Origin of the sequence: Streptomyces sp. ME19-01-6 (genome assembly GCF_033793745.1) — a bacterium.
In the GTDB taxonomy this organism is placed as follows: Bacteria; Actinomycetota; Actinomycetes; order Streptomycetales; family Streptomycetaceae; genus Streptomyces.
The window spans coordinates 28,295-40,808 of record NZ_JARAXF010000025.1 but is presented as its reverse complement, the minus strand read 5'-3'; the positions used below and the strand labels follow the sequence as shown (position 1 = coordinate 40,808).

11 protein-coding genes are annotated in these 12,514 nt (G+C 72.1%); 7 read left to right on the top strand and 4 right to left on the bottom strand.

Annotation, left to right across the window (positions count from 1 at the left end; translation table 11 throughout):
* Positions 1 to 32 precede the first annotated feature (32 nt).
* Positions 33 to 230 (bottom strand): DUF5708 family protein, encoded by a 198-nt coding sequence (locus PV419_RS38105; RefSeq protein ID WP_319696873.1) that lies wholly within the window; start codon positions 228 to 230, stop codon positions 33 to 35.
* A gap of 310 nt (positions 231 to 540) precedes the next feature.
* Here PV419_RS38105 and PV419_RS38100 point away from each other — a divergent pair, with 310 nt between their 5' ends.
* The 6 genes from PV419_RS38100 to PV419_RS38075 all read left to right on the top strand — a co-directional run bounded on the left by PV419_RS38100 (position 541) and on the right by PV419_RS38075 (position 5,972).
* Positions 541 to 1,674, top strand: coding sequence for a sialidase family protein (locus PV419_RS38100; protein WP_319696872.1), 1,134 nt, complete (start codon positions 541 to 543; stop codon positions 1,672 to 1,674).
* Entirely contained in the window at positions 1,671 to 3,026 is a 1,356-nt protein-coding gene (locus PV419_RS38095) for an ABC transporter substrate-binding protein (protein WP_319696870.1), read from the top strand. The genes PV419_RS38100 and PV419_RS38095 overlap by 4 nt, the downstream gene beginning before the upstream one ends.
* Complete coding sequence (locus tag PV419_RS38090; protein ID WP_319696868.1) at positions 3,023 to 3,952, top strand: sugar ABC transporter permease; 930 nt, start codon at positions 3,023 to 3,025, stop codon at positions 3,950 to 3,952. The genes PV419_RS38095 and PV419_RS38090 overlap by 4 nt, the downstream gene beginning before the upstream one ends.
* On the top strand, positions 3,949 to 4,890 hold the full coding sequence (locus tag PV419_RS38085; protein WP_415925468.1) for a carbohydrate ABC transporter permease: 942 nt from the start codon (positions 3,949 to 3,951) through the stop codon (positions 4,888 to 4,890). Before PV419_RS38090 ends, PV419_RS38085 begins: the two co-directional genes overlap by 4 nt.
* A gap of 24 nt (positions 4,891 to 4,914) precedes the next feature.
* A complete protein-coding gene (npdG, locus tag PV419_RS38080; protein ID WP_319696867.1) occupies positions 4,915 to 5,640 on the top strand; it encodes an NADPH-dependent F420 reductase in 726 nt (241 codons plus the stop codon).
* A 119-nt stretch (positions 5,641 to 5,759) separates the two neighbouring features.
* Positions 5,760 to 5,972: a hypothetical protein gene (locus PV419_RS38075; protein WP_319696865.1), complete on the top strand. Its 213-nt coding sequence runs from the start codon at positions 5,760 to 5,762 to the stop codon at positions 5,970 to 5,972.
* Between the two features lies 1 nt (position 5,973).
* On the opposite strand, the gene PV419_RS38070 is transcribed toward PV419_RS38075, so the two are convergent.
* Entirely contained in the window at positions 5,974 to 6,759 is a 786-nt protein-coding gene (locus tag PV419_RS38070; RefSeq protein WP_319696863.1) for a site-2 protease family protein, read from the bottom strand.
* Between the two features lie 99 nt (positions 6,760 to 6,858).
* Here PV419_RS38070 and PV419_RS38065 point away from each other — a divergent pair, with 99 nt between their 5' ends.
* Positions 6,859 to 10,593: an AfsR/SARP family transcriptional regulator gene (locus tag PV419_RS38065; RefSeq protein ID WP_319696861.1), complete on the top strand. Its 3,735-nt coding sequence runs from the start codon at positions 6,859 to 6,861 to the stop codon at positions 10,591 to 10,593.
* Between the two features lie 39 nt (positions 10,594 to 10,632).
* Here the strand turns inward: PV419_RS38065 and PV419_RS38060 are convergent, their stop codons facing one another.
* On the bottom strand, positions 10,633 to 11,460 hold the full coding sequence (locus tag PV419_RS38060; RefSeq protein ID WP_319696859.1) for an ABC transporter permease: 828 nt from the start codon (positions 11,458 to 11,460) through the stop codon (positions 10,633 to 10,635).
* Positions 11,457 to 12,473 (bottom strand): ATP-binding cassette domain-containing protein, encoded by a 1,017-nt coding sequence (locus PV419_RS38055; protein WP_319696857.1) that lies wholly within the window; start codon positions 12,471 to 12,473, stop codon positions 11,457 to 11,459. Before PV419_RS38055 ends, PV419_RS38060 begins: the two co-directional genes overlap by 4 nt.
* Positions 12,474 to 12,514: the final 41 nt, after the last annotated feature.

The following is a 12,514-nucleotide window of genomic DNA, read 5'->3' as shown; positions in this document are numbered from 1 at the left end:
CGGCCTCACTCCATTGAGGGGCTTCGAACGCCTCAGCTCTTCGAGCGTTGCCCGGCCAGGCCCAGGTACGAGCCGAAGAGCAGTTGGGCGCCGCCCCAGCACATCATCACGACCCCGATTTTGGTGAGGGTCACGACGGGGAGCTCGACGTCCCCGGTGAACAGCCACAGCGCCAGTCCGACGACGAGGGTGACGCTCCCTTCGAGGAGATGCTTGAGGGCCTTGGTCATCGCGTGCCGTGTCCTTCGTCGTGGGGTGTCAGCGGACAACCTCAACGTAAGGGCGCCGGTCTGACGGATCCTCGGCCCGGCGAACGAGATCAAGAGGCACCCACTGCATCCTTCGACGGACCGGCGGCGCCAGGAGGGGAGCCGAAATCCCGTTCATCCGCGAAGTGTTCATGCGCCGTCCCTTGACGCTCTGTGAGACGAACCCTAAGGTCGCCGCACACAAGGGACGTCCTACGTCCGGTCATTTTGGCGGCGGCACTCGACTGCAACGGGGCATCGCGCCCCGGGACTGAGCGGGAAGAGGGGTCGGATGGCAAGCGGTGTGGCAGCGCGCGCGTACGAGGTCTCGGTGCCGTTCCGGGCGGGGGCCGAGGGGTACGCGAGCTACCGCATTCCGGCAGTGGTGGCGACGGCCGCCGGGAGGCTGCTGGCCTTCGCCGAGGGGCGGGTGGGGTCCTCCGCCGACCACGGGAACATCGACCTCGTCCTCAAGCGCTCGGCCGACGGCGGGCGGACCTGGGGGCCCTTACAGGTCGTCGCCCGGAACGGCGGCGGCACGGCCGGGAATCCGGCGCCCGTGGTCACCACCGACGGCCGCGTCGTCCTGGTCCATGTGACCAGCGCCGCCACCGCCACCGAGGCCCTGATCCGGCGCGGCGAGGTGTCCGCCGCCGACGGGCGGCGGGTGTGGGTGACACACAGCGACGACGACGGGGCGAGCTGGAGCGCGGCCCGCGAGATCACCGGCGAGGCGAAGCGGCCGGAGTGGCGCTGGTACGCCACCACGCCCGGCCACGCCCTGCGGTTACGGCACGGCCCCTGGGCGGGCCGGATCGTCGTCCCCGGCAACCACTCGACGCCGCCGACCGTCGCCGGCGACACCGGGGCCGAGGGGAAGTACGACGGCGGGCACGATCTGCTCAGCGATGACGACGGCGCCACCTGGCGGATCGGGTACGTCGAGGACGATCCCGACGGGTACATCAACGCCAACGAGACCACCGCGGCCGAACTCCCCGACGGCCGCGTCTACTTCAACACCCGCAGTGACGCGAACGCGCCGGGCAACCGCGCCGACGCCCACTCGTCCGACGGCGGCGCGACCCTCGATACGCCCTTCAGGCCGCAGGCCGGGCTGGTCGCGCCGGTTGTCGAGGGCAGTGTGTTGCACCTGAGCGACCCCGGGGGAGCAGAGGCAGGCGTGCTGCTGTTCTCCGGGCCCGCCGACCCCGGCTACCGGGCCCTGATGACCGTGCGGGCCAGCCGCGACGGCGGGGTCACCTGGCGGCCCGCGCAGCCCGTCGACGGTGCCGGGCTGCCGGCCGCCTACTCCGACCTGGTCAGGATCGATGACGCGACCGTCGGACTGCTCTACGAGACCGGCGACTTCAGCGCCTACTCGACGATCACCTTCCGGCGCATTCCGGTGAAGGAGCTGGTATGAGCGAGATGCACCACCACAGAACTCACGGGCACCTCCAGGTCCCCGGGCGGCGGGCCGTCCTGGGCGGCGCGGCCGCCGTGGCGGCCGGTTTCGCCCTCGCGGGCTGTGGCTCGGACGACGGGGACGACGAGCCCAAGGGCCGCAAGAAGGGCGAGAAGATCACGCTGACCTTCTGGTCCTGGGTGCCGGGCATCGACAAGCCCGTCGACCTGTGGAACAGCAAGAACCCCGAGGTGCAGGTCAAGGTCGAGAAGGTCTCGGCCGTGGACGGCGCCCAGTACGCGAAGATGCACGCCGCGATCAAGTCGGGCAACCCGCCGGACCTCGGCCAGATCGAGTACCCGGTCGTGCCCAGCTTCCTCATCGACAACGGGCTGCTGGACCTGACGAAGTACGGGATCGACAAGCACAAGGGCAAGTTCGTCGGCTGGCAGTGGCAGCAGTCGGTGTTCGGCAAGGCCGTCTATGCCGTACCGCAGGCGTCCGGCCCCATGGGCCTGTTCGTCCGTCAGGACCTGTTCGACACGTGGGGTATCGAGCCGCCCACCACCTGGGACGAGTACGAGGCGGCGGCCAAGGCGATCCGTAAGAAGGGCGCCTGGATCGAGACCTTCTCGGCGACCAACGGCAACCGCTTCTCGGGCCTGGCCTGGCAGGCCGGGGCGCGCTGGTTCGGCGCCGAGGGCGACACCTGGCTCGTGAGCATCGACGACGAGCCGACCCGCAAGGTCGCCGACTTCTGGGAGGCGCTGGTCAAGCAGAAGCTGATCAAGACCATCCCCGACCGGCAGAACGCCTGGTACAAGGACGTCCAGACCGGCGCGATGGCCTCCTGGCTCGGCGCCAGCTGGGGCGACGCGCTGCTGGTCGGCAACGCCCCCAAGACCAGCGGGAAGTGGCGCGTCGTGCCCATGCCGCAGTGGAAGAAGGGCGACGGGGCCTTCGCCAACTGGGGCGGCTCCACCACCGCGATCTTCGCCAAGAGCAAGTACCCCCAGGACGCGCTCGACTTCGCGATCTGGCTCAACACCGACCCCGAGTCGATCAAGCTCCTTATCGACAACGGCTATGGCACCCCCGCGGCCAAACAGGGCTACGCCACCTCCGCCCTGGACGTGCACAAGGACTTCTTCGGCGGCCAGGAGTACAGCAAGGTCTTCGACGCCGCGAGCAGGGGCGTGGACACCAGCTGGCGGTGGGGCCCGGCCACCGACACCCTCTACCAGCGGCTCGGCGACGCCTTCACCGCGGCCCTCGGCGACGGCGGCTCCTTCCGGTCCGTACTGAAGAAGGTGCAGGGCGAGACGGTCAGCGACCTCAAGGAAAAGGGACTGAAGGTGAAGGCCGGGTGAGACGCCCCACCCGCACCGAGGCCCGCAGCGCACGGGCGGCGGCCGGATTCCTGCTGCCCTTCCTCGCGCTCTTCCTGCTGTGCTTCCTCGCGCCCATCGGATACGCCGTGTACCAGAGCCTGCTGAAGGTCGAGCGCACCGGCGCGCTCGGCCTCGGCGGCGAGACCAACGAGGTGTGGGCGGGCCTGGCCAACTACACCACCGCGCTGCAGGACGACCGCTTCACCGCCGGCTTCGGGCGGGTGCTGCTGTTCGGCGCGGTGCAGATCCCGGTGATGATCGTGCTGGCCACGGGGCTCGCGCTGCTGCTGGAGGCGGCCTCCGCCCGTTGGGTCGGCTTCTTCCGGACCGCCTTCTTCCTGCCGTACGGGGTGCCCGGCGTCATCGCCTCGATCCTGTGGGGCTTTCTGTACGTGCCGGGCATCAGCCCCCTGGTGGAGATGGCGCACTCGGCCGGATGGGACGTGGACTTCCTGTCCCGCGGAACCGTGCTGTGGTCCATCGCCAACATCGTCACCTGGCAGTTCACCGGCTACAACATGCTGGTGCTGATCGCGCAGCTGAAGGCCGTGCCCGGCGAGCTGTACGAGGCGGCGCGCATCGACGGGGCCAGGGCCTGGCAGATCGCCTGGCACATCAAGCTGCCGCTGATCCGCCCCGCGCTCGTGCTGACCACCGTCTTCAGCATCATCGGCACCCTCCAGCTGTTCTCCGAACCCAAGGTGCTCAAACCGCTCAGCAACTCCATCGACTCCGGCTACACACCCAACCTGGCCGCCTACAACGAGGCGTTCACCAGCAACAACCAGCACATCGCGGCGGCCGAGGCGGTACTGCTCGCGCTCGTCGCCTGTGTGCTGTCCTTCGGCTTCCTCAGGCTCGTGGGACAGCGAGAGCCCAAGGGGAAGGGCGGGACGAGCAGGTGAGCACCGAGGTCACCCCGCAGATCCCGGCGGACGGCGCCCCGGCGCCCAGCCCCGGGGCGAGCGAGCCGCGCCGCCCCGGCCGCCGCCGGGACGGCCACCAGCCGCCGCTGCGCTACCGCATCATCACCGTCTCGCTGCTCGCCGTCGCGGCCGTCTACTTCCTGGTCCCGGTCTACTGGCTCGTGGTGTCGTCGACCAAGTCCAGCAGCGACCTCTTCGGCACGTTCGGCTTCTGGTTCCACGACCCGCACCCGATCGACTATCTGCGCCGGGTGCTGACCTACGACGACGGCATCTACGTCCGCTGGTTCACCAACAGCCTGGTGTACGCGGGCGTCGGGGCGCTGGCCGCGACCCTGCTGTCGGCCGCCGCCGGCTACGCCCTGGCCAAGTTCCCCTTCCCCGGGCGGGAGGGCGTCTTCAACGTCATCCTCGCCGGGGTGCTCATCCCGGGCACCGCGCTCGCCCTCCCGCTGTATCTCCTCTTCAGCGAGATGGGGCTCGCCAACACCTACGCGTCGGTGCTGCTGCCCAGCGTGGTCAGCCCCTTCGGGGTCTATCTGTGCCGGATCTACGCGGCCGCCGCCGTGCCCGACTCACTGCTGGAGGCGGCGCGGATCGACGGCGCGGGCGAGGTGCGGATCTTCTCCACGCTCGGGCTGCGGCTGATGACCCCGGCGCTGGTGACCGTCTTCCTGTTCCAGTTCGTGCACATCTGGAACAACTTCCTGCTGCCGCTGGTGATGCTCTCGGACTCCGACCTGTACCCGATCCAGCTGGGCCTCACCTCCTGGCAGGGGTACGCGGACCGGCAGCCCGAGCTCTACCAGTACACGGTCGGCGGCGCCTTCCTGTCCGTACTGCCGCTGATGGTCCTGATGGGGGTCCTGCAGCGGTACTGGCGCACGGGGCTCACCGAGGGCAGCGTGAAGGCGTGAAGGGCGCGTGACAGTATCGCTGTCATGACTACTGCTGCTGATGGCGCGACCCCCGCGAAGAAGGCCCCCGCCAAGGACCCCTGGGACCTGCCCGACGTGTCCGACCTGGTCGTCGGGGTGCTCGGGGGCACCGGCGACCAGGGGCGCGGCCTGGCGTACCGGCTGGCCCGGGTGGGCCAGAAGGTGATCATCGGCTCCCGGGCCGCGGAGCGGGCGCGCACCGCGGCCGAGGAGCTGGGCGGCGCGGAGTTCGGCATCGAGGGTGCGGAGAACGCCGAGTGCGCGCGGCGCAGCGATGTCGTGATCGTCGCGGTGCCGTGGGAGGGCCACGCGGGGCTCCTGGAGGCGCTGCGCGAGGAGCTGAGCGGCAAGCTCGTCGTCGACTGTGTGAACCCGCTCGGCTTCGACAAGAAGGGCGCCTACGCGCTCAAGCCCGAGGAGGGCAGCGCCGCCGAGCAGGCCGCCGCCCTGCTCCCCGACTCGCGGGTGACCGCCGCCTTCCACCACCTGTCGGCGGTGCTGCTGCAGGACCCGCAGGTCGAACGGATCGACACGGATGTGATGGTGCTGGGCGAGAGCCGCGCCGACACCGACCTGGTGCAGGCGCTGGCGGGCCGGATCCCCGGCATGCGGGGCGTGTTCGCGGGGCGGCTGCGCAACGCCCACCAGGTCGAGTCGCTGGTCGCCAACCTGATCTCGACGAACCGCCGCTACAAGGCGCACGCGGGGCTGCGGATCACCGACGTCTGACCGGGCGGCCGACGCCCGACACCGTGTCGGCGAGCCCACTGGGGAGCGGGGCGGGGCATGGGGAGGGGCATGGGGGACAATGTCCTGGACTGATACACCCCCGGACAGGAGCCGAGCCCATGCCCCGACTGGCCCTCTACACCCTCGCCGTCTGCGCCCTCGCCGTCGCCGCCGCGGTCGTGTCCTTCACGCGGGGCAGCTGGCTCGGCGTCGTGTGGATCCTGCTCGCGGGCATCTCCTCCAACATGACCTGGTACTACCTGCGCAAGGCCAAGATGGACCGGGCCGCCGCCACCCGGGCCGCCGCCCAGGAGGCCGAGGTCGCCGGCTGATTCAGTACAGCTGGGGCTCGCCCTTCCAGAAGCGGAAGAACTCCCGGCCCCACGTCGTCTCCCCTGCCGACACGCCCAGCGCCCGCATCACCGCGTCGATGGCGTCGAAGAAGACGTGGTTGACCTCCGGTATCCACAGCACACCGAACACCGCGAGCAGCCCGAACGGCGCGTACGGCTCGACCTGCCGCCGTATGCGGTACGAGAGCCACGGCTCGATCACGCCGTACCCGTCCAGTCCGGGGACCGGGAGGAAGTTCAAGATGGCCGCGGTGACCTGCAGCATCGCCAGGAACGCCAGCGCGTAGCGGAACACGTCGGGCACGCCGTCCAGGGCGCCGAGCCAGAAGGGGGCGGTCAGCGCGATGGCGAACGCGACATTCGTCAGCGGCCCGGCGGCCGAGATCAGACTGTGCTTCCAGCGGCCGCGGATGCGGTGCCGTTCGATGAACACCGCCCCGCCGGGGAGCCCGATCCCGCCCATGATCACGAAGAGGACGGGCAGCACGATGCTCAGCGCCACATGGGTGTACTTCAGCGGGTTGAGCGTCAGATAGCCCTTGGCGCCGATCGAGATGTCACCGCCGTGCAGCGCGGTGCGCGCGTGGGCGTACTCGTGCAGGCACAGCGACACGATCCAGCCGGAGACCACGAAGAGGAAGACCGCGAAGCCGGGGCTCGCCGAGAAGTCCGTCCACACCGCCCATCCGGACACGCCCATGATCGCGACCAAGCCGAGGAACACGGGGCTGATCCGCCGATTGTGGCGGGTGACTGCGGTGGCCATGCGTGATGTCTCTCCGTGGGGGCTGTGCGGTCGGGGCAGGGTGCGTGCGGTGACCGGGAAACGTCGAGCGGGGTGCTGGGAGTTCCGGGGGCAGATGCTATGGGCGAACAGCTGAGCGGACCAGCGGTCGCCGTGCACGACAATAGGGCGGTGCGCTACGCCATACTCGGCACCACCCAGGCCCAACGCGACGACGGCACCCCCGTCGCGCTCGGTGGCACCCGTCTGCGCGCACTGCTGACCGTGCTGGCGCTCCACCCCGGACGGGCGCACACCACCGGCGCGCTGATCGAGGAGGTGTGGGACGCCGACCCGCCCGCCGACGGGAACGGCGCGCTGCAGGCCCTCGTCGGCCGCCTCCGCAGGACCCTCGGCAAGGACGCCGTGCGCTCGGTCCCCGGCGGCTACCGGCTGTGCGCCGACCGCGACGACGTCGATCTGCACCGCTTCGAACGCCTGGTGGACGAGGGGGCCAGGGCCCTGGACGACGGCGACCCGGCCAAGGCCGCCGCCGTCCTCGACGACGCCCTCGCCCTGTGGCGCGGCCCGGCCCTCGCCGACCTCCCCGGCGGCGGCTCGGCGGCGGCCCGGGCCGAGGCCCGCCGCCTGGACGCCCGTCGCTGCCGCATCGCGGCCGACCTCGCCCTCGGGCGGGCCGGGCAGGCCCTGCCCCAGCTCGCCGAGGCCTGCACCGCCCATCCGCTCGACGAGCCGCTGCAGGCCCTGCGGATCCGCGCGCTGCGCGACGCGGGCCGCCCGGCGGAGGCGCTGACCGCGTACGAGGCGATCCGCACCGAGATCGCCGACCGGCTCGGCGCGGACCCCGGCCCCGCCCTGCGCGCGCTCCACGCCGAGCTGCTGGCCCCTACGCCGCCGGGCCCCGCCGGGGCGGCGACGGCCCGGCCGGCCGCAGTGCCTGCCATGCCGCCTGCTGCGCCTGCCCCGCCCGGCGCGCCCGCAGTGCCCGCTGGGCCCGTCGCGCCTGCTGCGCCTGGTGCGCCCGCGGCGCCTGCCCTGCTTGCCGTGCCCGGTGCGCCTGGCGGGCCCGCAGTGCCCGCAGTGCCCGTCGCGCCTGGTGCGCCCGCGGCGCCTGCCCCGCTTGCCGTGCCCGGTGCGCCCCCCGTACCCACCCCGCCCGCCGTAGCTGCCGTATCCGCTGTGCCGGGGGCCGCGCCGGGGCCTGCCTCCGATGGCGCACCGCCCCTGTGGCCGGGGGCGCGGCCGGGGGCGCGGGGCGGCAATCTGCGGGCTCGGCTCACCAGCTTCGTCGGCCGTGAGGCGGACCTCGGCTTGCTGCGGGGGGATTTGGCCGGGCAGCACCGGCTCATCACGCTCCTCGGGCCCGGCGGGGCCGGGAAGACGCGGCTGTCGCAGGAGGCCGCCGAGTCGGTGGCGGACGCCTGGCCGGACGGCGTCTGGCTGGCGGAGCTGGCGCCCGTGGACGACCCGGGGACCGTGCCGGAGACGGTGCTCACCGCGCTCGGGGCGCGCCAGACCGTCATCCGCGGCACCGCGGCGGAAGGGCTGCGGGCCGCGACCGACCCGACCACGTTCGACCCGCTCGCGCGGCTCGTGGAGCACTGCGCGCCGCGGCGCATGCTGATCGTGCTGGACAACTGCGAACATCTCGTCGACGCCGCGGCCCTGCTCGCCGAGACCCTGCTCACCCGCTGCCCCGGCGTCACCGTCCTGGCCACCAGCCGCGAACCGCTCGCCGTCCCGGGCGAGTTGGTGCGCCCCGTGGATCCGCTGCCGGACCCCGTCGCGCTGCGGCTGCTCCAGGACCGGGGCGCGGCGGCCCGGCCCGGCTTCCGGGTGGACGACGACCCGGCGGCCTGCGCCGAGATCTGCCGCAGGCTCGACGGTCTGCCGCTGGCCATCGAGCTGGCCGCGGCGCGGCTGCGGTCGCTCACCCCGCGTCAGCTCGCCGACCGGCTCGACGACCGCTTCCGCCTGCTGACCAGCGGGAGCCGCACCGTGCTGCCCCGCCAGCAGACGCTGCGCGCGGTCGTCGACTGGTCCTGGGAGCTGCTCGACGAGCGGGAGCGCACCGTGTTGCGCCGGCTGTCGGTCTTCGCGGGCGGCTGTGACCTGGCCGCCGCCGAGGCCGTATGCGGGGATCCGGGGGATACGGCCGACGGGGGCGGCGGCATTGGCGGGGGCGCGTCGGCTGACGTGGGCGGGCGGTCCGGCACGGTCGACCCCCTGGACGTCACCGCCCTGCTCGGCTCGCTCGTCGACAAGTCCCTGGTCGTCGCCGCCCCCGACGCGGCGGGCGGGATGCGCTACCGGCTGCTGGAGACCGTCGCCGAGTACGCCGCCCAGCGGCTCGAACAGGCCGGGGAGCGCCCGGTGGTCGAGCGGCGCCACCTGGTCGCCTACCGGGAGCTGGCCCGCACCGCCGACCCCCTGCTGCGCGGCCGGGAGCAGCGGGTGTGGCTCGCTCGGCTGGAGACGGAGCACGACAATCTGCGGGCCGCGCTGCGCCGCGCCGTCGCCGTGCGCGACGAGCACGAGGCGCTGTGCCTGGTGCTGTCGCTCGGCTGGTTCTGGCAGCTGCGCGGCCACCGCGGCGATGCGCGCCAGTGGTCGGCGGCCGCCGCGGCGCTCGGCCCCAACCCCTTCGCGCCGCCCGTGGCCCCGGTGCCCCCGCTGCTCGCGGCCTCCACGGACCGGCCGCCGCCCATGCCGCCGGATCTGCTCGACGAGGCGCGGCGCGGGGTGCGGCTGGTCGGGCTGGCCAATATTGAGGGCGACATGCGGGAGCTGGGCAGTGAGGAGGCCCGGGCAGAGCTGCAGGGGATCGTCTCCGCCTACCGCCCGGGGCTGCCGCAGATCTGCCGCGTACCGGGTTTCATGTGGTTCTACGCCGTGCTGCTCACGGGCGACTTCGCGCTGCTGCGGGAGATCATCGACGAGGGGGTGCGCAGCTGCCGGGAGCTCGGCTACGAGTGGGAGACCGCCTTGATCCTGCAGCTGTGCGCCAAGGTCCTGGGCGACCGGGTCGAGGAGACCGACGAGGCGCGGCGGGCCGCCGACAGAAGCCTGGAGATCTTCACCCGGCTCGGGGACGCGTGGGGCGTGGCCGAGGCCCTGTCCGGCCGTGGCGAGCTGCTGGAGCAGCGCGGCGAGCTCGAGGCGGCCGCCGCCGACTACCGCGCGGCGATCAGCTGTGCCGAGCAGCTCGGTGCCCTGACCCAGGTGTCGCTGCTGCGGGCCCGGCTGGCCGGGGTGATGGTCGAGAGCGGGGTGGCGGCCGAGGCCGCCGAGGGCGAGCGGATACTGCGCGAGATGGTGGGGCTGGGGCAGCACGGGGACTCCGAGGCGCTGGCGTACGCCCGGCTGCACCTCGCCATGCGGTGCGGCAACACCGGAGCCACCCAGGAGGCACGGGCCCAGCTGGAGCAGGTGCTGGAGGAGTTCGACCAGCGCGCGCTGGACCTCTTCCAGGGGCTGGTGGAGGGGCTGCTCGGCTGGCTGGATGTGCTGGACGGACGGCCCGAGGACGCCCTGGTGAGGCTGCGGGGAGCCGTGGCCAAGGGCAGCGACCCGCTGGCCCGGCTGATCGCGCCACATATGCAGGTCATCCATGTCCTGACCGGCGCCCGGGCGCTGACCGAGCTGGGCGGCGCGGGGCACGCCGAGACCGCGGCGCGGCTGCTCGGCGCGTACGACGCGCTGCGGCCTGGCGCCTACCGCGTCGCCGCCATGGAGATCACGAACCGTGAGCGGGCGGAGGCCGCGGCGCGGGACCAGCTGGGCGACGCGGCGTACGAGCGGGCGTACGCCGAGGGCGGCGGCCTGTCCCTGGAGGAGGCCACCGCCCTCGTATGACGCGGCGGGCGCGGCGTGCGCGGCGGGTGCGTGCGCGGTTCAGGTCTTGTTGCGGAACTTCGCCACCGCCAGCGGCGCGGTGACCGCCGTGATGGCCACAGCCCAGATCAGGACCATGGTCACCGGATGCGCGACCGCGCCATGACCGCTGGTCAGCGCCCGGGCGCCGTCCGCGAGTTGAGACAGCGGGTTGTACTTGGTGAAGGACTGCAGCCACCCCGGCATGGTCGAGGTCGGGGCGAAGATGGACGAGCCGAACTGCAGCGGCATGATCACGAGGAACCCCAGTCCCTGCACGGCCTGAGGGGTCTTCAACGACAGGCCGAGCAGCATGAATATCCAGGTCAGCGAGGAGCCGAAGAGCAGGGCCAGCGCGACCGCGGCGAGCAGCTCGGCCGGACCGGTCTTGAGGTCGAACCCCATGATGAAGCCCATGATCAGCAGGATGACGGTGGACACCAGCATCCGGCCGGTCTCCACGATCAGCTTGGCGATCAGCACCGAGGAGCGGGCGATGGGCATCGTCCGGAAGCGGTCCATGACGCCCTTGTTGAAGTCGTCGTTGACGCCGGTGCCGACCGACATCGCGATGTTCAGACCGCCCATCGCCATCATTCCGGGGACCAAGTAGCTGACGTAGGCGTCCCGGTCGCCCTGCGTGATCGCGCCGCCGAAGACGTACACGAACAGCAGCGAGAAGACGATCGGCATCAGCAGGGCGTCGAACATCGACTCCGGGTCCTGCTTGATCTGCAGGGCGTTGCGCCGCACCAACGCGCCGATGTGGCGCAGATTGGCGCGCAGCCCGATCCGGCCCTCGCCGGGCAGCGCCTTCACGGGCGCGGAACTCACCGTCGCGGCGCTCACGCGGCGACCTCCTCAAGTGCGTCGTTCTCCAACTGTGGCGTGAAGGTCTTCTGACCGGTGATGGCCAGGAACACCTCGTCCAGGCTGGGCAGATGGGTGTCGATCCCGGAGATCGCGAAGCCGCGCTCGCCGAGCAGACCGATCACGGCGGTCAGCTGCTCGTCGCTGATGATCGGCACATTGACCAGGCCCTCTTCCACATCCGCGGTCGCGCCGCCGACGCCGTCGAGCCCCGCCTGGGCGATGGCGCCGACCATGCGGTGCAGCTCTCCCGGGTCGGACGGGCGGATCTGCAGGGTGCGGCCGCCGACCTTGGCCTTGAGCTCGTTGACCCGGCCCTCGGCGATGACCTTGCCTTGGTCGATGACCGTCAGGTCGTCCGCGAGCTGCTCGGCCTCCTCCATGTACTGCGTGGTCAGCAGGACCGTGGAGCCCTCGGAGACCATCCGCTTGACCTCGTCCCACACCTCGTTGCGGGTGCGTGGGTCCAGACCGGTGGTCGGCTCGTCCAGATAGAGCACGGCGGGCTGGCCGATCATGGACGCGGCCAGGTCCAGCCGGCGGCGCATACCGCCGGAGTAGGTGCGCGCGGCCCGCTTGGCCGCGTCGGTCAGGGAGAACCGCTCCAGCATGGCGTCCGCCCGCGCGCGGGCGTCCTTGCGGGGCAGGTCGAGCAGCCGCCCGATCATGTAGAGGTTCTCCCAGCCGGAGAGCTTCTCGTCGACCGAGGCGTACTGCCCGGTCAGCCCGATCCTGCGGCGCAGCTGCCGGGGCTGGCGCACCACGTCGTACCCGGCCACCACCGCGGTGCCGGCGTCCGGCACCAGCAGCGTGGACAGGCAGCGGACGAGGGTGGTCTTGCCCGCTCCGTTGGGGCCGAGCACGCCGAGGACGGTGCCCTCCGGCACGGTCAGGTCCACCCCGTCGACAGCCTTGGTGTCGCCGAAGTGTTTGACCAGCCCCCGTACTTCGACGGCGTTGCCGCCGCTGGTCGTGTGTTCGTATCGCGTCATATGACCACGATGACACCCCCCACCGACAACCCACCGACAAG